General features: G+C 69.1%; 19 protein-coding genes and 1 pseudogene. 15 read left to right on the top strand and 5 right to left on the bottom strand.

Annotation, left to right across the window (positions count from 1 at the left end):
- Nucleotides 1-46: 46 nt before the first annotated feature.
- Complete coding sequence (locus ACFXB5_RS39645; protein ID WP_385217825.1) at nt 47-508, bottom strand: Ohr family peroxiredoxin; 462 nt, start codon at nt 506-508, stop codon at nt 47-49.
- A 398-nt stretch (nt 509-906) separates the two neighbouring features.
- On the opposite strand from ACFXB5_RS39645, the gene ACFXB5_RS39640 reads away from it, so the two are divergent.
- The 8 genes from ACFXB5_RS39640 (at nt 907) to ACFXB5_RS39605 (ending at nt 14,594) form a co-directional block, all read left to right on the top strand.
- Entirely contained in the window at nt 907-1,203 is a 297-nt protein-coding gene (locus ACFXB5_RS39640) for an MbtH family NRPS accessory protein (RefSeq protein WP_385217829.1), read from the top strand.
- A complete protein-coding gene (locus ACFXB5_RS39635; RefSeq protein ID WP_385217823.1) occupies nt 1,095-2,825 on the top strand; it encodes an ABC transporter ATP-binding protein in 1,731 nt (576 codons plus the stop codon). Before ACFXB5_RS39640 ends, ACFXB5_RS39635 begins: the two co-directional genes overlap by 109 nt.
- 152 nt (nt 2,826-2,977) lie before the next feature.
- Nucleotides 2,978-4,813, top strand: coding sequence for an ABC transporter ATP-binding protein (locus tag ACFXB5_RS39630; protein ID WP_385217821.1), 1,836 nt, complete (start codon nt 2,978-2,980; stop codon nt 4,811-4,813).
- 295 nt (nt 4,814-5,108) lie between these two features.
- Nucleotides 5,109-8,291 carry an amino acid adenylation domain-containing protein gene (locus ACFXB5_RS39625; RefSeq protein WP_385217818.1) on the top strand — a complete coding sequence of 1,061 codons (3,183 nt, stop codon included), beginning with the start codon at nt 5,109-5,111 and terminating at the stop codon, nt 8,289-8,291.
- A 40-nt stretch (nt 8,292-8,331) separates the two neighbouring features.
- Complete coding sequence (locus tag ACFXB5_RS39620) at nt 8,332-9,975, top strand: condensation domain-containing protein (RefSeq protein ID WP_385217815.1); 1,644 nt, start codon at nt 8,332-8,334, stop codon at nt 9,973-9,975.
- The gene (locus tag ACFXB5_RS39615; RefSeq protein WP_385217813.1) at nt 9,966-11,456 is read left to right on the top strand and encodes a lyase family protein; all 1,491 of its coding nucleotides are present in this window, start codon (nt 9,966-9,968) and stop codon (nt 11,454-11,456) included. The genes ACFXB5_RS39620 and ACFXB5_RS39615 overlap by 10 nt, the downstream gene beginning before the upstream one ends.
- The gene (locus ACFXB5_RS39610) at nt 11,453-12,373 is read left to right on the top strand and encodes a kinase (protein ID WP_385217811.1); all 921 of its coding nucleotides are present in this window, start codon (nt 11,453-11,455) and stop codon (nt 12,371-12,373) included. Before ACFXB5_RS39615 ends, ACFXB5_RS39610 begins: the two co-directional genes overlap by 4 nt.
- Entirely contained in the window at nt 12,363-14,594 is a 2,232-nt protein-coding gene (locus ACFXB5_RS39605) for a pyridoxal-phosphate dependent enzyme (protein ID WP_385217808.1), read from the top strand. Before ACFXB5_RS39610 ends, ACFXB5_RS39605 begins: the two co-directional genes overlap by 11 nt.
- Here ACFXB5_RS39605 and ACFXB5_RS39600 read toward each other — a convergent pair.
- Nucleotides 14,501-16,939, bottom strand: a complete 2,439-nt coding sequence (locus ACFXB5_RS39600) for an ATP-binding protein (RefSeq protein WP_385217805.1) — start codon at nt 16,937-16,939, stop codon at nt 14,501-14,503. The two genes, ACFXB5_RS39605 and ACFXB5_RS39600, sit on opposite strands and share 94 nt — an antisense overlap.
- Before the next feature lie 1,073 nt (nt 16,940-18,012).
- Between ACFXB5_RS39600 and dpgA the strand changes: the two genes are divergently transcribed.
- Genes dpgA through dpgC form a run of 3 tightly spaced genes read left to right on the top strand, consistent with a single transcriptional unit; the run spans nt 18,013 to nt 21,241 of the window.
- Nucleotides 18,013-19,050 carry a 3,5-dihydroxyphenylacetyl-CoA synthase DpgA gene (gene dpgA / locus ACFXB5_RS39595; protein ID WP_385217827.1) on the top strand — a complete coding sequence of 346 codons (1,038 nt, stop codon included), beginning with the start codon at nt 18,013-18,015 and terminating at the stop codon, nt 19,048-19,050.
- 20 nt (nt 19,051-19,070) lie between these two features.
- The gene (gene dpgB, locus ACFXB5_RS39590; RefSeq protein WP_385217803.1) at nt 19,071-19,811 is read left to right on the top strand and encodes an enoyl-CoA-hydratase DpgB; all 741 of its coding nucleotides are present in this window, start codon (nt 19,071-19,073) and stop codon (nt 19,809-19,811) included.
- Complete coding sequence (dpgC, locus tag ACFXB5_RS39585) at nt 19,808-21,241, top strand: (3,5-dihydroxyphenyl)acetyl-CoA 1,2-dioxygenase DpgC (protein ID WP_385217802.1); 1,434 nt, start codon at nt 19,808-19,810, stop codon at nt 21,239-21,241. The genes dpgB and dpgC overlap by 4 nt, the downstream gene beginning before the upstream one ends.
- Nucleotides 21,242-21,357: 116 nt before the next feature.
- Here dpgC and ACFXB5_RS39580 read toward each other — a convergent pair.
- A pseudogene (locus tag ACFXB5_RS39580) lies at nt 21,358-21,846 on the bottom strand (polyprenyl synthetase family protein); the annotation flags it as partial.
- A gap of 67 nt (nt 21,847-21,913) precedes the next feature.
- Between ACFXB5_RS39580 and ACFXB5_RS39575 the strand changes: the two are divergent.
- Nucleotides 21,914-22,294 carry a LuxR C-terminal-related transcriptional regulator gene (locus ACFXB5_RS39575; protein ID WP_385217800.1) on the top strand — a complete coding sequence of 127 codons (381 nt, stop codon included), beginning with the start codon at nt 21,914-21,916 and terminating at the stop codon, nt 22,292-22,294.
- Between the two features lie 76 nt (nt 22,295-22,370).
- The gene (locus ACFXB5_RS39570) at nt 22,371-23,681 is read left to right on the top strand and encodes a PLP-dependent aminotransferase family protein (protein ID WP_385217797.1); all 1,311 of its coding nucleotides are present in this window, start codon (nt 22,371-22,373) and stop codon (nt 23,679-23,681) included.
- A gap of 25 nt (nt 23,682-23,706) precedes the next feature.
- Here ACFXB5_RS39570 and ACFXB5_RS39565 read toward each other — a convergent pair whose 3' ends face one another.
- Both ACFXB5_RS39565 and ACFXB5_RS39560 read right to left on the bottom strand, forming a co-directional pair.
- On the bottom strand, nt 23,707-24,753 hold the full coding sequence (locus ACFXB5_RS39565) for a sensor histidine kinase (protein ID WP_385217794.1): 1,047 nt from the start codon (nt 24,751-24,753) through the stop codon (nt 23,707-23,709).
- Complete coding sequence (locus ACFXB5_RS39560; RefSeq protein WP_385217791.1) at nt 24,750-25,388, bottom strand: response regulator; 639 nt, start codon at nt 25,386-25,388, stop codon at nt 24,750-24,752. The genes ACFXB5_RS39565 and ACFXB5_RS39560 overlap by 4 nt, the downstream gene beginning before the upstream one ends.
- Before the next feature lie 222 nt (nt 25,389-25,610).
- Here ACFXB5_RS39560 and ACFXB5_RS39555 point away from each other — a divergent pair, with 222 nt between their 5' ends.
- Together ACFXB5_RS39555 and ACFXB5_RS39550 are read left to right on the top strand one after the other, a co-directional pair.
- Entirely contained in the window at nt 25,611-26,669 is a 1,059-nt protein-coding gene (locus tag ACFXB5_RS39555; RefSeq protein WP_385217790.1) for an alpha/beta fold hydrolase, read from the top strand.
- A 28-nt stretch (nt 26,670-26,697) separates the two neighbouring features.
- Complete coding sequence (locus ACFXB5_RS39550) at nt 26,698-26,892, top strand: hypothetical protein (protein ID WP_385217787.1); 195 nt, start codon at nt 26,698-26,700, stop codon at nt 26,890-26,892.
- Nucleotides 26,893-26,918 lie beyond the last annotated feature (26 nt).

Here is a 26,918-nt window from a genome sequence, read left to right as displayed (position 1 = left end):
CACCTGAGGGTGTGGCCGCCTCATATGCCCTGTCGGCGAATAGAGGTCAGGCCGTCGTCAGCCGGATGTCGGCGTTCCCCTTCATCGCGATCAGATAAGGGTCGATCTGCTGCGCGTACTCGGCCAGCTCCAGTGCCGTCTCGTCGTCCACCTTCGGCACGGACACGCACAACTCCAGGTAGAAGCCCATGTTGCGATCCGGGAGTTTGCCGACGGCCACCTTCGCGGTCACTTTGGAGTCCGTCATGTCGACACCCGCCTGCTTCGCGATCGCGCCCAGGGCGCCGTGGAACGACGTGCAGTAGCCCGCGGCGAGAAGCTGCTCGGGATTGGTGCCCGGCTCGTTGGTCGCCTCCGGCACCACCGACCGCATCTGCTCCACCTTGTACAGCACACCCGGAGGAGGCGTGACAGTCAGATCGAGTACACCGTCGTCGCTGACCACACGGCCGTCGCGGCCGTCGTCGGCTGTGGCGACGCCGATGTACTTGATGTCCAGGTCTGCCATGTCAGTCCTCCTTGGTAGAGCGCCCATACAGAGGTCGCTGCCGTTCACCTTCGGCCGCGGCGGAGTCCGGCGGCATCGGGGATCGCCGCCGTTACGACGTGGCCGAAGCCCCTGGTCGCGTATGTGCCTTACCTGTGGTCACCAGCGACCGTGCGCCCCTGTTCTCGAGTACCTCCCACCGCTGCGGTGGCGATGGACCCTGCTGGCCACCCGGCGCCGGTGTGCTGCGCCGGGCTGTGCCACCTGCCGTGAGCGGCGAGCTTCGACGACGAGACCACGCGCACCGTAACGGCGGCACTTGCCGACGTGTGTCGGGGCGCAGAGCGGGACGATGGGTGGTCAGGTGTCCAGGCGCATCGGCCTCGTCCGGCTCACGGGAGAGGTGGCGATTGGCATGAATCCAACCCGAGTTCGCCGATGTTCCCGACGGCTGGCACATCGTCCACGACAAGGACACTCGTGAAGCGTGCCTGGACGGTCCCGGCCGTCGAGATGGACATCGCCGGTTTTCATACGAGAGCGAAAGCCTCGGTCGTTACGCGCAGAGGGGAAAGCTGCCATGGGACGGAGAGTGTGGGGTGGCGCATTGTCCGCATTGCTGGGTCCCCGACTCGCGCCTCACCGCCGGGGGATCGTCGTCTCTGTTCTGCTCCAAGCCGTCCAGACTGTGGCCCTGCTGTATCTGCCGACCCTGAACGCCCAAGTCATCGACGAGGGGTTGGTGACAGGCGATACCGGCCAGGTTCTGCATGCGGGCGGACTGATGTTGCTGATGGCGTTCGTCCAGGGCGCGGCCGGGCTGGGGGTGGCTTTCTACGGTGCCCGTACGACGATGGCTGTGTCCCGGGAGCTTCGCGCCGAACTCTTCGGCCGGGTGCGGCGGCTGTCGCCGACAGACGTGGAACGGTTCGGTGTGCCCTCACTGATGGCGCGCATTACCAACGATGTCGCTCAGATCGAGGCCCTGCTGCTGCTCACCCTCACCCTGGTGGTGTCGGTACCGGTCGCATGCGTCGGTGGCATCGTCCTGGCGTTGCGCCAGAACGTCGCGCTGACGTCCCTGCTGCTTGTGGCCATACCCCTCCTGGCGTTGACCATCGGGCTCTTCAACCATCGCCTGCGGCCGACCTTCCACCGCATGCAGTACACCATCGACACCATGAACCGAGTGCTGCGCGAGCAGATCATCGGTGTTCGTGTCGTTCGCGCTTTCGTCCGGGAAGAAGACGAGCGCCGCCGCTTCGCTCACGTCAATGCCGAGTTGCAGGAGGCATCTCTCCGCGTGGGCCGCACCATGGCCGTGCTCGTTGCGTTGATGACGCTGCTGATGAACGTGAGCGGGGTCGCCGTCGTGTGGTTCGGCGGCCACCTGATTGACACGAACGACATGCGACTGGGCGCCCTTGCCGCTTTTCTGACATATCTGGCGGAAGTCCTCGGGGCGCTGATCATGCTGGGCGGCATGGTCATGGCGGTGCCCCGGGCCCAGGTATCCGCTCTCCGCGTCGACGAGGTCCTGCGAGCCGAGCCGGGTCTTCGCCCGCCCCGGCGCCCGGTCCGCCCCTCCGCCGTCCGCGGCACCCTCGAACTGCGCGGGCTTGGATTCCAGTACCCCGGCGCCGAGAGCCCGGTGCTGCAGGGCATCGACCTCCAGGTGCGTCCGGGACAGACCGTCGCTTTCATCGGCAGCACCGGCAGCGGCAAGAGCACCCTGCTGAACTTGATCCCGCGTCTGGTGGACGCCACAGAGGGAACGGTTCGGATCGACGGAGTCGATGTCCGTGAGCTGGACCCCGCTGTGCTCTCGGCCGCGGTCGGTCTGGTGCCGCAGAAGCCGCACCTTTTCACGGGCACCGTCGCCACGAACCTCCGATACGGTGCGCCGGACGCCACCGACGAGCAGTTGTGGCACGCACTGGATGTCGCGCAGGCCCGGGAATTCGTGGAACGAACGGTTGGAGGACTCGACCATCCTCTTGCTCAGGCCGGTGCCAATCTTTCCGGCGGCCAGCGTCAGCGGCTGGTGATCGCGCGGACGCTGCTGCGCCGTCCCGCCCTCTATCTGTTCGATGACTCCTTCTCCGCCCTCGACGGTGCCACCGAACTCGCCCTCCGGCAGGCACTGGCCCGGGAGGCAGCGCACCGCACGGTCCTCCTCGTAGCGCAACGCGTCAGCACCGTACGAGATGCCGACCAGGTCGTCGTCCTCGATCGGGGACGGATCGTCGGCAGCGGTACGCACAGCGAACTTGCCGAATCGAACGAGATCTACCAGCAGATCCTGCAGTCCCAGACGACGATTCCGGAGAGAGCGTGAGCGGCGAGCGAATGGCTGGTGGAACCGACGCGAAGAGGCTCCGCACCTCGGCGCAGGGGCTCCGGCGCGATACGGGATCCGAGCAGGCGCCGGCCCAACTCACGGTCGTGGAGGTATTCGGCCGACTTCTGGGGCCACGCCGCAATCACCTGATGGGCGTCCTTCTGCTCGGCGTCTGCGGGGTCGCTCTGTCCGTCGCCGGACCGGTCTTCCTGGGCAAGGCCACCGACCAGGTGTTTGCCGGGATGCTCAGCCAACGGTTCCCACCAGGCAGCACACGTCGCGAGATGCTCGAGGAATTGCGCGCAAACGGCGACACCACGATGCTCGCCATCGTCAACCGGGTGGACGTGGTACCCGGCCAGGGGATCGACTTCTCCCGCGTCACGCACTACCTGGTGATCGCACTGGTGCTTTACGCCGTCGCCGCGGTCCTCCTGTTGCTCCAGGGATGGCTGATCACCACGATGGCGCAGCGCGTGGTAACCGAACTGCGTGAGCAGGTGGAGGACAAGCTTGCCCACCTGCCTCTGCGCTACTTCGACGGTCGGCCGCGCGGCGAGGTGATAAGCCGCGTCACCAACGACATCGGCGCCATCGCCATCGGACTGGAGCTGGCACAGCCCGTCACCGCGGCCATGACGGTGGCCGGCTCGCTGTTGATGATGTTCTACATCTCCCCGTTGCTGACGCTGGTGCTCGTCGTGACCGTACCGGTCCTGTTGCTGTTGTCCGGTCGTCTCGCCCGGCGCTCCCAGGTACAGGCCGCGGAGCGGATGACTCGTACCGGCCTGCTCTTCGCCCATGTGGAGGAGCAGTACACCGGACACCGGACGACCTGGCTTTTCGGCCGTCAGGACGAGGACGACGCCTCCTTCGTGGAGCACAACGACGCGCTGTACGAGTCCAGCGTGGGCGCCGTGCTGATCAGCGGCATGATCCGGCCCCTGAGCATGTTCGTGACCAGTCTGAACTATGTGCTCATCGCGGTGATCGGAGTCCTGCTCGTCACGTCCGGAGGCATCTCTCTGGGCGGCGTTCAGGCCTTCCTGCAGTACTCGGCGCAGTTCAACAGGCCGATCGGCCAGATCGGCGAGATCATCCAACGGACGCAGGCCGGTGTCGCGTCCTCGCGCAGAGTGTTCGACCTGCTCGACGAACCGGAGCAGCCCGCCGACCCAGCCCGCCCGACCCGCCTGGAAACCGTCTGCGGTCACGTGGAATTCCGACACGTCTCCTTCCGGTACCGGCCCGACACTCCGGTTTTGGAGAACCTGTCCCTCACCGTCCACCCCGGGCAGACCGTGGCGGTCGTCGGACCGACCGGTGCGGGCAAGACCACGCTCGTCAACCTCCTTCTGCGCTTCTACGAACCGGACAGCGGCCGGATCACCCTAGACGGCGCCGACATCGCCGGCATGAACCGCGCGGAGCTGCGCGCCCGAATCGGCATGGTCCTGCAGGACGTGTGGCTCTTCGGCGGCACCATCGCGGACAACATCGCCTACGGGAACCCTGACGCCGCCTTCGACGAGATCGTGGAGGCGGCCCGCGCCGCTCACGTCGACACCTTCGTGCGAGCCCTGCCGGAGGGCTACCACACGGTCCTGGGCGACGACGACGTCATCAGCGCGGGAGAGAAGCAGCTGATCACCGTGGCACGGGCGTTCCTCGCCCGCCCAGCGATCCTGGTCCTGGACGAGGCGACCAGCGCGGTCGACACGCGCACCGAGGCGCACATTCAGAAGGCGATGCATACCCTGCGTGCCGGCCGGACCAGTTTCGTGATCGCTCACCGGCTCTCCACGATCCGGGATGCCGACCTCATCCTCGTCATGGAGTCCGGGCGGGTCGTGGAACAGGGCGACCACGAGACGCTGATGCGCACCGCCGGACCCTACGCCCGCATGTACGCAGCCCAGTTCGGCACACCGGAGTCCGGAGCCGAGGAGCCGTATGGAGATGCCGCTGCTACCGCAAAGGGGTGACAGACGATGGACGGCACAGACGTCTGCGGCTAGTCGGCATGGAGGCCGGCATCGTCCGTCCTGGAGATCCTCATTGCCGCACGGCCTCATCGATCAGTAGGAGGATCCCCATCATGACGTCAAGCCGGGGCGGTGACCGGCACTCCTGGCGATGTTGAGAGTGCGCACGCGGTGGTTCTGCCCATCCTCCTCGGCCATGAACGCGGCAACAACATGACAGCCGCACCCGGCACCCCTGGGTGTCCCGATCTTACGAATGACCGCGACCAACCCAGGACGAAAGGTAGGGAACCTCATGGAAGACGCAGTTCCTCGCGAGGTCGGCGACGAACGGGATCGACTCTCGGCGGCACCGGCGGTGGCGGAGGCCGCCATCACCCTGGCCCGGTCCTGCGCCGTCGATACCGAAGTGGTCCGGCTCGCTGCGCGGTGGAAGGTCGCCTCGGTGGTCATGGGAGGGCCCGCCCTGCCTGCCGACGCGACCTGGCGCGACCTGATCGTGCGCGCAGCCACCGATGAGGGACGCGAGGAGGCACAGGAAGCCTGGGGCAGCACCGATGAGCAGCCCCACATGTCGGCCGAGCGACTGGGCGGCTACGTGGAGCACGTTCTGCGCGTCCTTACCGGGTGCCCCGACGAGCCGCATACCCGCCATGGTCTGCTGTCCGACGCCGAGACCGAGAAGGTCATCGACTTTTGCTCAGGGCCCGAGAAGCCGCTCCCCGGACGACGCTTTCACGAGCTGTTCGAGGACCGGGTGCGTCGCCACCCGGAGGCGGTGGCGGCCGTCCAGGGCGGCCGAAGCTGGACCTACCGCGAGGTGAACGAGAAAGCCAACGCTGTCGCCTGGACCCTGCGCCGGGAAGGGGTGCGCCCCGAGGATGTCGTGGCGGTGGTGACGCAGCGCTCCCTGGAGTGGCTCGCGGCCGTCATCGCCGTCTTCAAGGCGGGCGGTTGCTATCTGCCGCTCGAACCGCACTTCCCCGCCGAGCGGATGGCGAACACGCTCACCAGGGGAGAGTGCCGGTGGGTACTCGCCGACCACGACGTCGCGCCGCTGGAGCAGGCGCTGGCCGGCCAGGACACACGGTGCCTGTACGTACGGGACCTCCTCGAAGAAGGCGGACCGCGCCACAACCTGGACCTCGTCATCGCGGGGGACCAGCTCGCGTACATCTACTTCACCTCGGGCTCGACTGGCGAACCCAAGGGCGCCATGTGCGAACACGACGGCTTCCTCAATCACCTCTACGCCAAGATCGAAGACCTCGGCGTCCAGGAGGGAGACGTCGTGGCGCAGACCGCGCCGCAGTGCTTCGACATATCGCTGTGGCAGTTGGTCTCGGCTCTCCTCATGGGTGGCCAGACGCTCATCATCGAGCAGGACGTGATCATGGACGTTCACACGTTCATCGACACCCTGGCCGAGAACGGCGTCCACGTGGCGCAGTTGGTGCCCACGTACCTCGAACTCTTCCTCTCCGCGCTGGCCGAGGAGCACCGGAAGCTGCCTGACCTGCGCGTCATGGCCGTCACCGGCGAGGCACTGAAGAAGGAGCTGGTGCGCCGCTGGTTCGACGCCTTCCCCACCGTGCCGCTGGTCAACTGCTACGGCCTTACCGAGGTCAGCGACGACTCCAACCACGGCGTCATGCATGCCCTGCCCGCCCACCGTGCCGTGCCGCTCGGCGCCCCCGTGCGCAACTCGCGTGTCTACGTCATGGACGACAGGCTTCAGCTTCTCCCGGTGGGCGCACCGGGAGAGATCGTGATCGCCGGAGTCTGCGTGGGCCGCGGATACGTGAACGACCCGGAGCGCACGGCGGCCGTCTTCGGCCGCGACCCCCACCGGCCGCTCGAGCGCCTCTACCGCTCGGGCGACTTCGGCCGCTGGCTGCCCTCCGGCGAGCTCGAATACCTCGGCCGCCGCGACTCGCAGGTCAAGATCAGCGGGTTCAGGATCGAGATCGGCGAGGTCGAGGACCGGCTCCTGCAAGTACCCGGTGTCCGGGACGGCGCCGTGGTCGTCGCCGGATCCGCCACCGAGCCACAGCTCGTCGGCTACTACACCGGCGCGGACGCGCCGGACGCGGGGCAGGTCGCCAGGACGCTCGCCCGGACCCTGCCCGAGTACATGGTCCCGCCGCGCCTCTACCACACCCCTGAGCTGCCCCTGTCCGGCAATGGGAAGATCGACAAGATCTCCCTGACCGATCTCGCCCAGCGGGAACGCCACGGTACCGGGCACGTGCGGGCCACGGAGTTCGCCACGGAGACCGAGCGGAAGATCGCGGACCTGTGGGCACAGGTGCTGAAGGTCCCGCTGGAGCGGATCGGACGCGACTCCCGCTTCACCGAACTCGGCGGCACCTCGCTCTCCGTGATCCGTCTGTCGATCGCCCTGGACCGTCAGGTGACCGTCGCCGAACTGTGGGGCACTCCCACCGTCACGGACATCGCCGCCCTGGTCGACCGCAAGGCCGCCGAGGCGTCGGACACCGAGTCGCGGCCCGTACCACGCGTGCTCGCCGCACAGCCCGACGAGGGGCCCGCCGCCTGGGCGGCCGACCACCGCACCGCCGTCCGCGCGGCCGTCGCCGAGTCCGGCGCCGTGCTGCTGCGCGGCATCGGAGTGCGCACGGCCGCCGACGTCGCCGCGGTCGCGGAAGGACTCGGGATCACCGCGATGACCGAGCGCGAAGGCTTCGCTCCGAGGACCGCCCACGCCCCGGGGCTCTACTCGTCCAGCCATTGGCCGTCGGACGAGCCGATGTGTATGCACCATGAACTGAGCTACGCCGCCACGGTCCCCGGCATCCTGGTCTTCGGCTGTCTCACGGCCCCCGACCGGGGCGGCAGGACCAACGTCGCGGACTCCCAGCAGGTCCTCAAGGCGCTGCCGCCCGATCTCGTCGCCCCGTTCGAGCGCCACGGCTGGCTGCTGACCCGCATGTACCACGAGGTGGGCATGGCGTGGCCGGAGGCGTTCGGGACCGACGACCGCGCCGAAGTGGACGCGTACTGCGCCGCCGCGGGCATCGACCACGAGTGGCTGCCCGGGGACCGGCTACGCACCCGTCAGCGGCGCGCCGCCGTCGTACGGCATCCCACGACGGGCGTTCCCGGATGGTTCAACCAGATCGCCTTCCTCAACGGGCTGACGATGGATCCGGCCGTCCGCGAGTACCTCACCGACGTCTACGGGCCGCACGGCCTGCCGTTCCATACGATGGTCGGCGACGGCACGGCCATCGACGGCGACACCGTGGAGGCCGTCAACGCCGTGTACGACCGGTTCACGGTCGGCGAGCCGTGGCGAAGCGGGGACGTCCTCGTCGTCGACAACCTCAGGATGGCCCACAGCCGGGAACCGTTCGAGGGACAGCGCGAGATCGTGGTGGTCATGGGCGACGCGGTGCGGAACCCCGGCCACATCCAGCCGGGCACCGACGCGGGCACCGGCGGTGAGCAGGCGTGACCGGCGCCCGCCCGCTGCCCCGGCCGTCCCGCCCCACGCCATGACGGCGGGACCAGAGCACGCGGCGCGCGTCGAGCCGCAGCCGGTTCACGGTGCCGCGCCGCGCGCCGTCCCCGCGTCCTCCGCACAGGAGCGCGTGTGGTTCGCCAGCCGGATGGCGCCCGACGCGTCGGCGTACCGCATCGTGGATGAGCTGGTCGTGCACGCCGAGGTGACCGAGGCCGACCTGCGGCGTGCCTTCGCCCTGCTGGTGCGGCGCCACGAGGCCCTGCGCACCGCCCTGCGGATCGTCGACGGCCGGCTCACGCAGTACGTACTCCCGCGGATCGACCTGGCGCTCCGCCACGTCGACCTGACCGGTGCGGACGACGCCGAGCAGGCGGACGCCCGGCGCTCTCGCAGGACAGAGCTGGCGCGTCGGCCCTTCGACCTGGAGCGAGCCCCCCTGTGGCGGGCGGAGCTGCTTGCGCTCGGGGAGACGGAATGGGCGGTGGTTTTCGCCGCCCACCACCTCGTCTACGACGCCGCCTCACGGTTCAACCTCCACGCCGAGCTCACCGAGATCTGCGCGGCCGTGGAACAGGGACGGGAGCCGAAGCTGCCGGAGCTTCCGCTGAGCTACACCGGCTACGCACGGCGAGAGCGCGACCGGCTGTCGCCCCGTCGGCGAACCGAGTTGGCCGCGTACTGGCGTGCGCGGCTGGCCCAGCTCCCGCCCGTCCACCGCCTGCCGCTCGACCACCCGAGGCCCGCGGCCCGGACGTTCGTGGGGGCCGAGGTGCGGGCCGGCCTCCCCCCGGAGGTCACCGCGTCGCTGCCGGGTGCGGCACGGCGGCTCGGCACCGAGCCCGTCATGCTCTGCCTCGCCGCCTACGTGGCCCTGCTGCACCGCCACTCGGGACAGGAGGACATCGTCGTCGGTCTGCCGGTGACAGGTCGTCGCCAGGCCGATGTGGCGCCGATGATCGGCACGTTCGTCAACATGCTGGTGGTCCGGGTCGATGTCGGCGGCGCCCCGACCTTTGCCGAACTGGTGGGCCGGGTACGGTCGGCGACCCATGTCGAGGATCGGTACGACATCCCCTTCCAGACCCTCGTCGAACTGCTGCCCGTGCCACGGCTGCCCGGGGTGCCGCCCCTGTACCAACTGGCCTTCAACCATGTGCCCGCGGACGGCGGCCTGGGGGCTGCCTCCTCCGGTTCCGCCGGCTGTGAGGACGACCTGTTGCTGGAAATCACGGCCGACACGGTCCGGGTCGAGTACAACGTGGCACTCGTCGAGAGGAGCTCCGCGGACGCGCTGCTCGCCGATTACCTCGCGCTGCTCGTCGCGGGAGTCTCCGCATGGGATATGCCCCTGCCGCGTCTCCCGGTCGCGCCCCGGCCGGGAGACGCCCCGGCGACGCGCCCCGCCCGGATGGCCGCGGGCGGCAGGCCACGCACCGCGACGGCGAAGCTGGTCGCCGACGCGTGGAGCGCCGTCCTCGGCACCGCGGTGACCGACGTCCACGACGACTTCTTCCACCTGGGCGGTCACTCGGTGCAGGCCCTGCGCATGCTGGCGCGCCTCGAGGCGGAGCATGACACCGAGTTGAGCATCCGGGCGTTCTTCGCCGATCCGACGGTGGCCGGTCTCGTCACCGAACTCGAACGCAAGCGCCCGAGGAGGACGGCATGGCGGTGACGGGCCGAATCGACGGCGTACCGAGCGACATCTGGCACGAGGAGGTGCTTGCCCCGCAGTTCGCCTACGAAGTGGAGCATCTGCTCGGCCACTACCTCGCCATCGAGAAGGTCCTGCTGCTGGAGTACGTGCGGATGGGGCTGGTGGACGCCGCCGGGGCGGCCGGGATCGGGGCACGGCTCGACTCGCTGACCCCGGACGTCGTCCGCGCCGACCCGAAGGAGAATATGTCGGACATCTCCTTCGCCGTCGAGCGGCACGTCCTGTCCGGCCCGGTCCCGCCGTTCCACGCGTGGCATGTGGACCGCAGCCGCAACGACCTCCAGGTCTGCGCCCAGTTGATGTGCGCTCGCGAGAACCTGACCGCTGTGGCCGCCGACCTGCTGTCGCTGGGCCGTGCGGCCACCTCGCTCGCCGCCCGGTACGCCGACGTGCCCATGCCGGGATACACCCATGCCCAGGCCGCGCAGATCATCAGCCCGGGCTTCCACCTCACGGCCCTCGCCGCCGAGACCACGGCCACCTTGCGCGGGATGCTGCACACCTACGACGAGGTCGACGCCTGCCCGCTCGGCTCGGGAACGATGGCCGGCCAGGAGCTCGCCTGGGACCGCGTTCGCATGGCCGAACTGCTCGGTTTCTCCCGTGTCCAGCCGCATGCGCTGGTGGCTGTCGCCTCCCGCGGCTGGGCCATGGCGATCTCCGGCGACCTGGCCCGCTACGCGGTGACGCTGAGCCGTTTCGCCACCGACCTCATGACCTGGGGCGGCAGCGGTTTCGGCTTCCTGGAGCTTCCTGACGAGCTGTCGGGCATCTCCGCGGCCATGCCGCAGAAGCGCAACTTTCCCGTGCTGGAGCGCATCCGAGGCCGGTGTGCCCACGTCGCCGGGTGCGCGGCCGACATCGCCGCCGGGCAGCGCAACACCGCGTACACCAACACCGTGGAGGTGTCGAAGGAAGCGGGCGGGCACCTGCGCACCCAATTCGACGCCATGCGCTCGGTGCTGCGGCTGACTCGGGCGGTCATCGCTGGAGCGGCCTTCTCGGCGAACCGGATGCGCGAGGCGTGTGCGGGGGAGTACCTGGGAGGATTCACCCTCGCGAACCAGTTGACGCTGGAGTGCGGCATCCCCTGGCGGACGGCTCAGGTGATCTCCGGGCGGTACATCAAGCGCGCCCTGGAGAAGGGGCTGCGGCCGGCCGAACCAGACGGCTCGCTACTGGCCACGCTCTGCGCCGACGCGGGATACGAGGTCGCGCGGACCGACGCCCTCCTCGTCGCCGCCTTCGACGTGGACGAAGGACTGCGGGCCAAGCGATCGGCCGGCTCGGCCCACCCCGACGAGGTGCGGACGATGCTCGTCGACCAGGACGCCGAATTCGCGAAGCTCACCGACGAGTGGTCACTGCGCGAACGCAGATCCGCCGATGCCGCCCAGCAACGGGACGACCTGCTCACCGCGGCCGAGCGGCGGTCATGAGGGAGCCGGCACTGGTCGCCCGCCGGCCGGGCGTGGACCTGCGCGAGGGCGCGGGCACCGCCTGCGGAACCTTCGGCGAGCTGCTTCAAGGGGTGCTGCCCGACGGAGCCGACTTCCTCGTCACGTTCCCGATCACCCGCGGCACCCGGGCGTGGTTCCGGTACGACCGCGACGGTCCACTGAACGTCTTCCCCTCCCACAAGACCAAGTCGCTGCGCCTGGCACGGGCCATGTTCGAAGCCCAAGGCGTCGTCGGCGGCGGCTCCCTGGTCCTCGACAGCGGCTTGGCCGTGGGGAAAGGGCTCGCCAGTTCCTCCGCCGACCTGGTCGCCACGGCCAGGGCCGTGGGGGCGGTGCTCGGCTTGGACACCTCGCCCGCGGCCGTCGAAGGCTGGCTGCGCCCGATCGAGCCCACTGACGGGGTGATGCACCCGGGGATCGTGGTGTTCGAGCACCGGACGGTCCGGTTGCGCGCGTCGCTCGGCACCCTGCCCCCGGCCACGGTGGTGGCCGTCGACGAGGGCGGTCACCTCGACACGGTGGCCTTCAACCAGCGGCCCCTGCACCGCACGCCTGCACAGAAACGCGAGTACGAGCGCCTGATGCGGGACCTCACCACCGCCGTCGATCACGGTGACCTCGCCCGGGTGGGCGCGATCGCCACCCGCAGCGCGGTCCTCAACCAGCGGCTCGTTCCCAAACGGAACCTCGACGCCATGATCCGGGTCAGCGACGAGATCGGCGCTCTGGGCGTGGTCTGCGCCCACAGCGGCACCATGCTCGGCCTCCTGCTCGACGCCGGCGACCCCGACCACCAGCACAAGCTGTCGGCCGCCGCCGCGGCATGTTCGCGCCTGCCCGGCGCCACCACCGTCTTTCGTTCGTTCACGTCACCAGGGAGCGCGCATGCGTCATGACACCATCGTCGACGCGATAGGCAACACCCCGGCCGTACGGCTGCGGGTGGACGCCGCCGAGGGGGTCGAGGTCTACGCCAAGCTCGAGCTGCTGAACCCCTACGCGATGAAGGACCGTGTCGCCCGGCAGATGATCCTCGAGGCCCGCCGGTCCGGTGCGCTTAAAGAAGGCGCGCCCATCGTGGAGAGCTCGTCCGGCACGATGGCGCTGGGAATCGCTCTCGTCGGCACCTACCTGGGGCACCCCGTGCACATCGTCACGGACCCCCGTATCGACCCGATCACCCTCACCAAACTGGAGGCCCTCGGGTGCGTGGTCCACGTGGTGGAGACGATGACCGGGCAGGGGTGGCAGGGCGCCCGGCTGGAGCGGCTCGCGGAGCTGATGAGCGGCATGCCCGGTGCCTACTGGCCCCAGCAGTACAGCAACCCGCAGAACCCGGCCGCGTACCGGACGCTGGCTGACGAACTGATCGGCGACCTGGGAACGGTGGACGTCGTGGTCGGCTCCGTCGGCAGCGGCGGCTCCTTGTGCGGCACGTCCGCGGCGCTGCTGGAGCGGCTGCCCGACCTGAAGGTGGTCGGTGTCGACTGCGTCGGCAGCGTGCTCTTCGGCCAGCCCGACGTACCGGCCCGCAAACAGAGCGGACTGGGCAACAGCCTGTACCCGGACAACATCGACTACCGGCTCTTCGACGAGGTGCACTGGCTCTCGGACGACGAGGCGTTCGACGCCACCCAGCGGCTCGCCCGGGAACAGAAGATCTTCGCCGGGAACACCTCCGGGTCGGTGTACCGGATCCTGACCCACCTCGCCGCCGAGGCGGGGCCCGGCACCCGTCTGGTGGGAATCCTGCCGGATCGCGGCGACCGTTACGTGGACAGCGTGTACCGCCACCGGCCCGCCGGCCCGATCGCCACCCGGCCCGTCGAGGTCCCCTACGGCACGACGGTCACCGGTTGGTCGTTCGCCTCGATCCCGCGCGAGAACCGTCCCGTCCTGGTCTTTGTGGAGTCGAATACGACAGGGACAGGCATGCTCGCGTTGCGCACCGCCGTGCGGCTCGGCTTCGAGCCGGTCCTGCTGGCCAAGGACCCCGCTCGCTACGCCGGCCTCGACGGCACCGGCTGCCGGACGGTCGCCTGCGACACCGAGAGCGACGCGGACGTCCTCCGGGCGGTTCGGGAGGCGGCCGGGAAACGGACCATCGCCGGGCTCACGACGACCAGTGACTTCTATCTGGAACACACCGCACGGCTGGCCACCGCGCTCGGCCTGCCGGGCCACGCCCCGGAGACGATGACGGCCTGCCGCGACAAGTCGCTGACCCGTACGGCGCTGAGGGACGCCGGGGTGCCGCAGCCGGCGTTCGCTGTGATCGGCGACTCCGCCGACATCGCCGGTGCCGTCGCGTCCGTGGGCCTGCCGTGCGTGGTCAAGCCCGTGGGCGGATCGGGGTCGCAGGACGTGCTGTGGTGCGAGGACGCCGCCACGGCCGCGGAGCACGCCGCCCGCGTCCTGGCCGTGACCGAAAACGTTCGCGGCCAGGCCACCGCCGGCAAGGTCCTGATCGAGGAGTACGCCCGCGGGCCGGAATACAGCGTGGAGATGTTCTGCGACAACGGGCAGGCCGCCTGCATAGGGGTGACCCAGCGCACCACCAGCGCGCTGCCGTACTTCGTCGAGACCGGCCACGTCTTTCCTGCCGAGCTGCCGGAGGCCACCTCCGGCGAACTCGCGGAGTCGGCCCGGCAGGCGCTCAAGGCGGTGGGCTTCGATCGAGGCCCCGCACACATCGAGATCAGGATGACGGACATGGGCCCCGTGGTCATCGAGATCAACGCCAGGCTCGCCGGCGGCATGATCCCCGAACTCGTCCGTGCGGCGACTGGGATCGACCTTCTGGAGCAGCAGGTGCGGGCCGCGGCCGGGTACCCTGTGCGGCTGCTCGCCGACAGGGCCCGGCACGCGGGCATCGGATTCCTGATCGCGCGTCGGACGGGACGCCTTGTGGCCATCACGGGAACAGCGGAGGCGGAGCGTGTGCCCGGCGTCGAACGGGTGGTGATCACCGGGTCACCGGGCCGTGCGGTACGGCCGCCGCGGGACGCCTATGACCGGCTCGGCTACGTGATCGCGGCCGGCGGCTCGGCCCGGGAGGTCGAGGAGACCCTGGACGCCGCCGTGCGGCTGGTGGAAGTGGTGACCGTCCAGGACTGACCGCCGCCCTCAGTCAGCGGCCTCCGGCCCGGGGGAGACAGCACGGCGGGGCGCACCGTCGTTGTTCGCCGCTCCGCGGCCCATGCCGCGATATGGGCACGCGAGCGCAGGCCGAGGGTGGTCCTGATGTGGCGGATATGCGTCTCGACGGTGCGCACCGACACATGCATCCGGGCGGCGATCTGCCGGTTGGTCAGTCCTTCGACCACCAGAGCGGTCACGTCCCGCTCCCGCTTGCTCAGCAGGCTGTCGGAGTCTTCCGCGGTCGCGCCGGTCGCGCCGGTCGCCTGGGAGCCGAGGGCGAAGGCGAGGACATGACGGTGCCGCATCGCGCGTCCGGCTTCGAGCGAGGCGCCGGCCCGGTTCGGCGGCAGGACCTTCAGCGCCGCGGACCGTGCCGCGTTCACCCGCTCCCGCCACCACGCGTCACCCCACGAAGCAGGCGGGCCGAACTGCTCGGCTGCCCCGATGAGCTGAAGTACTCTCTCGAACCGGTGGGCGCGGGCGGCGACGATGGCCAGCCCTTGGAGTGCGTCGGCCGGTCCGCGCGTGTGCTCCGCGGGACCGCGCAACGACTCGGTGAAGTACGCCTCCGCTGTCGGCAGGTCGTCCTTCTCGAGAGCGAGCGCGCCCGCCGTGACGAGAACCGCGTGCAGCCAACGTGGCGGCACCCTCATGCGCAGGAGGGGCAGGAACTCCTCGATCACCTGCTCGGCCCGGCCCAGTTCACCGTTGAGCAGCTGGTACCGGGCGAGACCGACCCGACAGAGAGCCGTCAGGGTTTCGTCACGCAGCCGGTGGCCGATCTTCAGGCACTCCCGCAGGTCCGCCACGGCACTGTCCTGGTCGCCGTGTGTTTCGTGGAGCGCACTGCGTAACAGCAGGAGACGGCTGAGGAGCGGATCGCGGCCGTAGCCGCGTTCCAACTCCACGGCCTGCTCGGCATGGCGCATGGCCGTGCCGTAGTCCCCCTGCCGCCCCGCCAGCGTGGCCGCACACTCAAGAGCGACGCTGCGGTAGGGCGATGACTCGATGCCGCGGTCCAGGATGTGCGAGAGCAGTGTCAGCGTGTCGTCCGCGGGTCCCGGTGACAACTCCACCGTGGCCAGTGCGCCGGCCAGGAGCAGTTGCCGCTCGTCCGTGCCAGGGATCAGCCAGTGGAGGGCATGGGTGAGATTGCCGTGTTCCGCCGCCAAATGTCGGAGCACCGCGGGTTGGAGGAACGTTTCCCTATGGAGCGGTTCTGATAGTTGTGTCAGCCACGTCACCAGCCGCCCGTACGTCTCGGTGTCCTCGCTTTCAGCAACCAGCCGTTCGTGACCGAAACCTCGCATCGATTCCAGCAGCCGGAACCGTGCCGAACCGTCCTGATCGGTGTACGGAGTGATGACGGACTTGACCGAAAGGGCGATCAGCAGTTCGGACGTTCCCGGTTCCGCGTCGCTGCCGTCGGCGGCCACCGCGGCAGCCGTGTCAAACCCGAAGCCGCCCGGCAGTACGGACAGCCCGCGCAGCAGCGACCGTTCGGCTGGATTCAGCAGGTCGTAGCCCCATTGGAGGGAGGCCCGCAGACTCTGATGCCGTTGGTCCGCCAGCCGCCATCCGTTTGTCAGCAGGGACAGGCGGTCGTCCAGGCGAGCCCTGACCTCGGCCGGCGGAAACACTCTTATCAGCCGGGCAGCCATCTCGATGGGGAGCGGCAGGCCGTCGAGCCGGGTGCAGATCTCGCCCACGTGCCCGGCGTTCTCCTGGGTGAGCTGGAAATCAGGCACCACCGTTCGCGCCCGGTCCAGGAACAGAAGCACGGCGTCCGACCGCAGACACTCCGAGAGAGACGCATCGCCGTCCACATCGGGTAGCGCCAGACCGGACAGTGAGAACAATGCCTCCCCTGGGAGACGCAATGGTTCCCGGCTGGTGGCGATGACCCGCAGATACGGGTGGCTTGGCAGCAGCTCGCTCAGCATCAACCCGCACTCGTCCAGGACGTGCTCGCAGTCGTCCAGCACCAGCAGGCGCTCACTCTCCTTCGCGTACGCGGCTGCCCGCGGTGCGCGCGGAACACCGTCTTCGGCCGGCTCGCCGAGGGCGATCAGGATCTGCCGCCGTATCTGGTCGATGTGGGTCAGTGTCGCCAACTTCACGACGACGACTTCGCAGTGCCTGCTGCGTTGCTCTTGCCCGGCCAGCTCCAGCGCCAGACGGGTCTTGCCCACACCGGCGGGCCCCGTCAGCGTCAGCAGCCGTACGCCGTGGAGCAACCGGCTCAACTCCACCATCTCGTCGGTTCGGCCGACAAAGCTGCTCAACTGGGTCAGCGGCCCGCCGTCAACCGCTGTGCCCATTCCGCCAACTTTCTGCCGTTGCCGATAGGAACGCTGTCGGCAGGCGTTCGAGCAGTATCGGGAGCGAAGCGGGGTCGCGCTTTCAGGGTTTCTCTTGTCGATGTGCTTGCCGCACATATCGCAGGAAATAGTGGTGGTAGAGGATTTAGAGATCAATCCTGGCACCTCCGTAAGTGCTGCCTTGCCCTGCGGCGCCGCCCCGCGTCACTGATTTCTGGGGTGCGGCACAGCGTCGCTAGTCGCAACTGGTGTGACCGGGTGACTTATGGGTTCCGGTCATGGGTGCAGAATTGAAAAGGTGCACCGGCGGTCAGTGAAAGGGAGGTCTGTACCTTCTCGTACCTTCTGCCACGGGACGCCGGAGCTTTTGGCTGGCCGATCCCCACGGCGCGTACGCCCTCCCCGTTCCGGGAGGCGAGAAGCCGCTGATTGGCTTATTCGCATGGATAAGGCGCAAACCGGGGCTTTCCTTTCGGCGTTCCAAACCTCGAGGTCACGTATCGCGTGACCGCGTGGCGGTTGTGCCCCCGTCAGTTCGGCGTCCCGTCCCGATCACGCCGCACTCGGATTCTAGTCATGACTAAACGCATGCCCCAAGCCCGTTTCTGCCTCCTTTGCTGCCCGAATCATGCCCGTATGCTGCCGTGAAATGCTCCTTTTGTGCCAGGAGCGCAGTAGGTGCGTCTGATGACCGTCACGTGGGGCGGCGAAGACGACCGTGGCGTTACGGGCATTCGGCGTCCCGTAACTGCGGCTAGCACTGGTGCCGATTACGGAAGTTTCCTGGAGTATCACGTCCATGTCGAGGCGAATGAAGAGCGGGTGGTCTGTCGCGTGCTTCTGAGCAATTTGCGAACGGGAACTGCCCTTCTTTTCCTTCCGCAACGCTCTCGTCCACGAGAACACGGGGCGCACGGGTTCCGGCGGCCTGGCGGCCCACGTGGCCGACATCCGCGACCGTCCAGCCGGACCGGTCACGTGTCATACGGAGGATAAACGTGCGCGCAACGCAGCAACCGGCGGCCTCAGCTCCAGAAAACCCGCCGGAGCGGACAGGCTCTGGTGCCCCGGGTATCGCCGGCGTCGGCACCGCCGTGCCGCCGACCTCCTACACGCAAAGGGAAATCCTCGACACCTTCGGTATCACCGACCGGCGGATCCGCTCCGTCTTCCTCGGCGGTGCCATCGAACGCCGCAACCTCACCCTGCCCCCGACCGGCCCCGACGGGCTCCCCGCCGTCGAGTCCCAGGGCGACCTGCTGAGCAAACACACCGCGAGCGGGCTACAGCTGGGCCGGGAGGCCGTCGGACACTGCCTGAAGGACGCAGGCGCCGCGCTCGGCGACATCCGATACCTGTGCTGCGTCACCTCCACCGGATTGCTCACCCCCGGATTCTCCGCGCTGCTCATCAAGGACCTGGGTATCGAACAGTCCTGCCAGCGCCTGGACGTCGTCGGCATGGGCTGTAACGCCGGGCTGAACGCCCTCAACGCCGTCGTCGGCTGGGCCGCCGGCCACCCCGGCGAGCTCGCCCTGATGGTATGCGTCGAGGTCTGCTCCGCCGCCTACGTCTTCGACGGCACGATGCGCTCCTCCGTGGTCAACAGCCTGTTCGGCGACGGCGCGGCGGCTGTCGCGGTCCGCGCCACTCCACAGGAGCCCCCGCCGGACTCGGCTCTGCTGAGGTTCACCAGCCACATCATCCCCGAGGCGGTCGACGCGATGCGCTACGACTGGGACGACGGGCACGGCAAGTTCAGCTTCTACCTCGACCCCGAGGTCCCCTACGTCGTCGGGGCCAACGCGGAGACCGCCGTGGCACGGCTCCTGGAGGGCACCGGACTGCGCGTCGGTGACATCGCCCACTGGGTGGTGCACTCCGGCGGCAAGAAGGTCATCGACTCGGTCCGTGTGAACCTCGGACTGTCCCGGTACGACGTGCGGCACACCACCGGGGTCCTGCGCGACCACGGCAACCTCTCCAGCGGCTCGTTCCTGTTCTCGTACAAGCGGCTGCGTGACGAGAGGGTCGCGGTACCCGGTGACCTCGGGGTGCTGATGACGATGGGGCCCGGGTCGACCATCGAGACGGCCCTGGTGGGCTGGTGACGGAAGGAAGATTTGCCGACATGAAGACCGAGCCCGACCGGACCCTGCTGCCCGACGGCCTGGGCATCCTGGCCCGGCTGGACGGCGGCAGCCCGCTGCCCGAGTTGACCGCGGCGGTGAACGCCGTGTGTGAGGAGGCGGAGGAACAGCGCGAACGGACGGTGGTCATCCTCCGGTTCGCGCCGCCACCGCCCGGGGCCCGGGAATGGCCCGGCGATGTCTCCATCCATGAGGTCAACCGCTGGGAACGGGCCGTGCGTCGCCTGGAACGCCTCGACAACGTCACCATCACCGTGGCCCAGGGCACATGTGGCGGCCCCGTCCTCGACGTGCTGCTGGCCGCCGCCTACCGGATCGGCACCCCCGACCTGAAGCTGCTGCTTCCGGTCAACGATGGGCAGTTCTGGCCCGGTATGGCCCTCTACCGGCTCGTCCAGCACATCGGTCCGGCCCGTGCCCGTCGCATTGTGCTGTGGGACTCCGACATCCCCCTCCCCGACGCCGTCGAACTCGGCATCGTCGACGAGGTCAGCGACGATGTGACCGAAGCCGTCCGTCACGCGGCCGTGCTGCGCGGACGGCTCTCCGGCCGTGAGGCCGGGATCCGCCGCCGGTTGCTGACGGAGGCCGCGTCCGCCGAGTACCAGGACGCCCTCGGCGCGCATCTCGCCGCCTGCGACCGCGAGCTGCGCCGCCTGCGGAACGGTGGACCCGGCACCCCGGCCGGGACGGCGGCGGGCCACGTCGAGGCGGCCGGATGAGCGCCGGTGCGCCCGGCGGCGGCTCCCTCGATCCCGTACCCGAGCCGACCGGCGGCATCGAGGCAGACGCCCGCCGCCTGGCCGAGTACATCGGCGGCACCGAGCGGCGGCTCGCGGCGCTGCCGCCCGTTCCCGACCGCGCCCCCCACGACCGGGACCGCGCCGTCGCGGTCCACGCGCGCGCCCGCCGGGCCCGCCGGGCCTTCCTCGCCCGGCACACCGAGACCGTCTACGGGGTGCTCACCGACGGGCTGACCCGTCCCGTACGCCTGGCGGACCTCGTGTACGAGGCCGCCGACCGGTTCCCGGGCCTGGTGCCGACCCGTGCCCAGATGGCGGCCGAGCGCCGCTTCGTCCAGGCGGACAAGGAGGGCCGGGAGATCGACCAGGGCATTTTCTGTGGCGCGGTGCTGCGCTCGCCCACCGCCGGCCGGCACCTCGTCGAGACGATGCTCAGGCCCACCCCACGCGCCCGCACGCTCCTCGATGGCTTCCGCACCGAGGGCCGGATCGAGCTGGACACCGTGTACCTCGAACGTCGGGGTGTCGCCGGTCATATCGAGTTCCGCAACGCCGCCCGGCTGAACGCGGAGGACGACCGGCTGATCGCCGACTTGGAAACCGCCGTAGACCTCGTCCTGCTCGACGACGCGATCAAGGTCGGTGTGCTGCGCGGCGGCACCGTCGACCATCCCAAGTACCGGGGACGCCGTGTCTTCAGCGCCGGAGTCAACCTGACCGACCTGCGCGACGGGCGGATCTCCTTCGTCGAGTTTCTCCTCGGCCGCGAGCTCGGCTACGTCAACAAGATGCTTCGCGGTCTGCTCACCGCCCCGTCGCCCGGTGACGGGTGCGAACGGGGTGTGGGCAAGCCGTGGATCGGCGCCGTCGACACCTTCGCCATCGGTGGCGGTATGCAGCTCCTGCTGGTCCTCGACCACGTCATCGCCGAGGAGAACGCCTACCTCAGCCTGCCCGCCGCCGAGGAGGGCATCGTGCCCGGGCTCGGCAACCTCCGGCTCACCCGGCTCACCGGAGCCCGGTTGGCCCGTCAGGTGGTGCTCGGCGGACGCCGGATCGCCGCGACCGAACCGGAGGCCCGTTATGTGTGCGACGCCGTGGTGCCTGCCGAGGATATGGACGGCGCCGTCGACAGGGCTGTCGAAGCGCTCCGCGCGCCCGCCGTCTCAGCCAACCGCCACATGCTCACCGTCGCCGAGGAACCTGTCGACCTGTACCGCGCCTACCTCGCCGAGTTCGCCGTCGTACAGGCCGAACGCACCTACGCCCCGGACGTTCTGGCCAAGGTCGAACGGCGTTGGCAGGAACGCGAACGGCGGCGCGCGGCACCGGGCAGCGTGCGGTGGGCACCGCACCCGGCCTGCGCCGGCCGGGGCGATGGCATGCCGCTCAGCGGTCGCGATGCGTGATGATCCGGGCGAGCGAGCTGAGCGCCTGTGCGCCCTCCTCCGCCGGAGCAGCGGCCTCCAGCGCGGCCACGGCCATGGCCCGTTGACGTTCCGCCTCGCGCTCCGCCCAGGAGATCGTCGACGAGCTGGAAGGCCAGGCCCAGGTGGTGTCCGAACTTCCGCAGCGCGTGTACGCGCTGCGGATCGGCACGGGCCACCAGCCCACCGAGAGCGCACGAGCCGGCCAGCAGCGCGGCCGTCTTCCTGGCGGCCATGGCTACGCACTCGTCGAGGTCGATATCCATACGCTGCTCGAAGGCCAGGTCCTCGTCCTGGCCGCCGACCAGCGACAGCAGCGACTCGCACAATTCCTGAAGCATGGCCGGACCGTCGGACAGCATCTCCATCGCCACGACAAGCAGTGCGTCTCCGGTCAGCACGGCCTGAGCATCGCCGAACTGGGACCAGACCGCCGGGCGCTTGCGGCGTACGGCGTCCCGGTCCATGAGGTCGTCATGCAGGAGGGAGAAGTTGTGCACCAGCTCGACGGCGGCCGCCGCCGCGGCGGCCGACTCGGGAGCGCCGCCCATGGCCCGAGCGGACGCGAGGACGAGTGCTCCGCGCATTCCCTTCCTCCAGCCGCCGACGTCCGGGTTGCCGTCGCGGTCCTTCCAGCCGAAGTGGTATTCCGCGATGGCACGCGTGCGGCCGGGGAGCCGGGTCCGTGGCCGGTCGGGCCGGTGGCTCTCGCTGCATGCCTCCCCGCTGAGCGGTGGCCCGCACCCGGCGTCCGTGGCCGTGACGATGAACCCGGCGCCGGCCACCGATGTGGCCGAGGTGCTGCTGCTCGCGTACGGACTCACACCACGCGAGCGGGACGTGCTGGCGCGGGGCGTCGCCGGACTGCCGTCGCGGGCCATCGCCACGGAACTGCACATCACCGTGGCGACCGTGCAGGACCACCTGAAGAGCGTCTCGCGAAGACCGGCGTCCGCAGCCGCAGCGCACTGGTGGCAGACGCATGGTGCCGCGGTTCAGCTGATGGATCTTCACGGCAGGACGGTGAGCGCGTAGAGTGACGATGCTTTGGCCAGGGTGGGAATGACGCTGGCAGCGCTCACAATCTCGCGGGTAGGAGGACGCCAGGCGGATGAGACTCCATTCCTCCTCGTTGCACAGCTCGTTGCGGGATCCGGTCCTCGGTTCGATCGGATTTCTGAACGAGGTGATGAGCCGCTATCCGGAAGCGATATCCTTCGCGCCCGGCGCGCCGCATCCGGACACGTTCGAGGATATCGACACCGAACGGTACGTTGACAAATTCATCGATTATCTCGTCCAAACCGGACGGAGCCCGGAGCAGGCACGCCGACTGCTTCTCGAGTACGGGCCGAGCAGGGGCATCATCAACGGCATTGTCGCTGATGCCTTGCGCCGGGACCACGGGATCGACGCCCCCGAGAACACGCTCGTCATGACCGTCGGTGCCCAGGAAGCGATGCTGCTCGTGCTGCGTGCGCTGTTCCGCTCGGCCGAGGGCGTGCTCGCGGTGGCCAATCCGTGCTTCGTGGGCATCATCGGGGCAGCCCGGCTCCTGGACATCGATGTGATTCCGGTCGACGAGACGGACGCCGGGATCGATCTCGACGGTTTGGAGCGGACGTGCCGTTCCTCTCGGGAAGACGGCCGGCCGGTTCGTGCGCTGTACGTGGCACCGGACTTCTCCAATCCCGGCGCGGCGCATATGTCGCTTGGCGGCCGTCGGAGACTTCTCGACCTTGCGGAGCGCGAGGGCTTCCTCGTCATAGAGGACAACGCTTACGGGTTCACGGCGGCAGCCGGAGCCGAACTGCCTCCGCTCAAAGCGCTTGACACCGCTCGCAGTGTGGTTCATATCGGTACCTTTGCCAAGGTTGCCTTCCCGGGAGCCAGAGTCGGCTATGTGATCGCTGATCAGCCGATCGACTCGTCTTCTGGCGGCACACTGCTGGCGGACGAGTTGGCCGCCGTGAAGAGCATGGTCACCGTGAACACATCCCCGCTGTGCCAGGCCGTGATCGGCGGGATGTTGCTGGAGCACGGAGGCTCCGTGATCGAGCTGAGCCGTCGCAAGTCCGAGATCTACCAACGGAACCTGACCTGCCTGGTCGACGCATTGGACCGGCATCTGGGAGACGGATCGCATCCCGGAATCCGCTGGAACCGCCCTCGCGGTGGGTTCTTCGTCCGCATACATCTGCCCGTCCCCGTGGATGCCGCTCTGCTGGAGGTGTCCGCGGCCAAATACGGCGTGCTGTGGACACCGATGCGGCAGTTCTACCTGGATCAAGCAGGTGATCACCAACTTCGGCTCTCCTGCAGCTATCTCGATCCCGAACGGATCGAGGAGGGGGTGCGGCGCCTGACCGCCTTCCTGTCGGAGGAAGTCGAACGCCGGTGGGACAACGGCAGTATTGGCTGACGTGGATGTTGGCGGTGATGGAGAGCTACGTGGCCCTGGGGCGTCGCTTGGCGTGGCGGGGTATCAGGAGGGACACATGGGTTCCCCCACCGGGGGTGGAACCCACGGTGAGGTGTCCGTTCAGCAGGTGGCCGCGCTCGCGCATGGCCGACAGTCCGGTACCCGTGGAGACCACCGTGCGGAGCGCGGATCGGTTGACCGGGGTGGAAGGCTGATGGGCCATTCCGCGGCCGTTGTCCCGCACCGCCACGGTGATCGCGTGATCGTCGCTGTCGAGTTCCACGAGAAGACGGCTCGCCTCGGCGTGCTTGACCGCGTTGTTCACCGCTTCCTGCACGATGCGGTAGATATGGGCCTGGGCCTCTGGTGACAGTTCGTCCCCGAGCCGGCTCCACTCCGCTCCGACGCGCAGTTCCGCCTCCAGCCCGAAGGTCTCCCCGGTGCGCCGGCACAGTGTCTCGAGGGCGGGCGCCAGGCCGAGCTGGTCGAGGGCGAAGGGCCGCATCTCCACGATCAGGTGCCGTAGCGAGGTGATCTGGTTCGTGATCAGGCCGCGCGCCTGGTCGATGGCGTCCTTCATGGCGGCGGGCTCGCCACTGACGGCGGCGGTGGACAGCACGATCTGGACGGCGACCAGTTCTTGAAGCGTCTCGTCGTGCAACTCACGTGCCCAGCGCCGCCGTTCTCGTTCCTCGCCGTCGCTGCGAGCCTGAGCCCGCTCGCGCGCGAGACTGCGGCGGCGCGCCACCGCGCCGCGGCCCAGCATGGCGGCGCAGCCGATCAGCAGGAGAGGCACGATGTTCAAGCCGTTGAAAAGCGGCTCCTTGGTCATGCGGACCAGCTGTGACACGGCGAGGATGAGGGCGAGCCCGCACAGGGCCGCCAGCCACGCCCGCCGGACGGCGGTATTCAGTGCCGCCGCGATGATGAGGACGACGGCCGCGCCGAGGGAGAGCCGCATCACCCAGCGAGGCTGCTGCTGGAGGACCTCGATCGCGAAGGCGATGACGAGCAGTGCCGCACCGGCGGCCTCCGTGATCGGGCCGGCCTTGGCCCGTGGCGAGCCGTTCATCCCAGCAGTCCGCGCTCGCGCGCCGCGGCGATGAGTTCCGCCCGGGTCTCGGTTTTGAGCTTGTCCCGAATCCTGGCGCGGTGCGTCTCGACCGTACGAACGGAGACGTAGAGACGTCGCGCGATCTCCTGGTTGGTGTGGCCCAGGGCGAGCAGCGAGAGAATCTGCAGTTCGCGCGCTGTCAACGAGGCATCTCCATCGGCACCGGGAGCGCCGGTGTCCGCTATGGCCAGTCGGGCGCCCATGGCGGGCTGGAGGTAGGTGGCTCCCCTCGCGACCTGGCGAGCCGCGCCGACCAGTTCTTCCGCCGCCGCTTCCTTGAGCAGATATCCGGCCGCCCCGATCCGCAGGGCCGCGCGGGCGAACGCGGGATCCTCCTGCATCGTGAGGATCAGAATCCGGGTGCCGGGGGACGCCGCGAGCAGGTCGGGGATCGAGGGCAGGCTGGATTGGCCGGCCATGGTGAGATCCAGGACCAGTACGGACGGTTGGTGCCTTGTCACGGTCTCCACGGTCTCCGGGACCGTGGAGCTCTCGGCGACGACCTCCAGGGAATCGTCCTGGGACAACAGCACTCGCATCCCCGCACGGACCACAGGATGATCGTCGGCGATCACCACGCTGAGGCGTGACACGGCATCCACTCCCTGTTCAGCGCGGTCGGCATCCACGGGAGTAAAGGTACTGGAGCGATCGCACGAGCTCCGGAGCGGCGGCTGCGGGAAACCCGCAGGATGCCTGCGGACGGACACCGAGGCCCCGAAGCCGCCGGAGCACCACCATGGCCGCTCGGAGCACTCAGCCGGGCGTGAAGCGCCCGCTCTGCCGACACGGACAGAAACGGTTCAGGTTCACAGATGATCGACAGGCGTACCTTCGGCAAGGCCATCGGCGCGGGGGCGGCGGGAACGGCTGCCGCATCACTGACCGGCCTGAGCAGCCCCTCGTCGGCAGTGGCCGTGCCGTCATCCGGTCCGGGCGCCGACAGGGCGGCAACGGCGTCGCACACCGGCGGCGGGTCCTTCCCGGCGCTGAAGCGGGTCGAGGCCGGCGAGCTCACCATCGGCTACGCCGAAGCCGGCCCGGCCCATGGACCGGCCGTCGTCCTCCTGCACGGATGGCCCTACGACATCCACAGCTACGGGGAGGTCGCGCCCCTGCTGGCGGCCCGGGGCCACCGGGTCATCGTCCCGTACCTGCGCGGCCACGGCACCACGAGCTTCCTCTCGCCCAGGACCTTCCGCAACGCGCAGCAATCGGTGATCGCCCTCGACATCATCGCCCTGCTGAACGCCCTGAAGATCGAGAAGGCCGTGTTCGGAGGCTTCGACTGGGGATCCCGGACCGCCGACATCATCGCCGCACTCTGGCCGGAGCGGTGCAGGGCCCTGGTCTCCGTGACCGGTTACCTGATCACCAACCGGGAGAAGAACAAGCTGCCGCTGCCGCCGTCCGCCGAGTGGGCATGGTGGTACCAGTACTACTTCGCGACCGAACGTGGTGCGCTGGGCTTCGAGGAGTACCGACACGAGTTCGCGAAGCTCATCTGGCGCAATGTCTCCCCGACGTGGAACTTCGACGACGCCACCTTCGATCGCACGGCGGCGGCATTCGACAACCCCGACTACGTCCCCATCGTGGTGCACAACTACCGCTGGCGGCTGGGCCTGGCCGAGGGTGCCCCCCGCTACGACAGGCTCGAGGCACGCCTGGCGGCCGCCCCCGACATCGCGGTGCCCACGATCACCCTCGACGGCGAGCTGGACCCCTTCACCCCGGCCGGTGACGGCGCGGCGTACCGGTCCAAGTTCACCGGCCCCTATGACCACCGAACGCTCAAGGGCATCGGCCACAACGTGCCGCAGGAAGCGCCCGAGGCGTTCGCCGAAGCCGTCCTCGACGTCGACCGATTCTGAGACGTCGACCGATTCTGAGGAGGATGACATGACACCCGAAAAGCCCAGACCCGAGAAGTTCGGGCCCGCCGATGCCGCCGAGACCAGGCGGCGTGCCAGGTTCGGCACGCTGCCGGAGCGCGTTCGCGCGGAGGACATGGTCGTGGAGAAGCCGGCCACGGTACCGGATTCGGCGAGGGACGCGTACAACTCCGACGAGTGGCTCGTTCGTACGTGTCTGTGAAGGGCGCCGCGGATACGAGGGTGCCG

Origin of the sequence: Streptomyces sp. NPDC059455 (assembly GCF_042750115.1) — a bacterium.
GTDB classification, from domain to species: Bacteria; Actinomycetota; Actinomycetes; order Streptomycetales; family Streptomycetaceae; genus Streptomyces; species Streptomyces endocoffeicus.
Note: the sequence above shows the minus strand (reverse complement) of the source record. Positions and strands in the feature narration are given on the sequence as shown.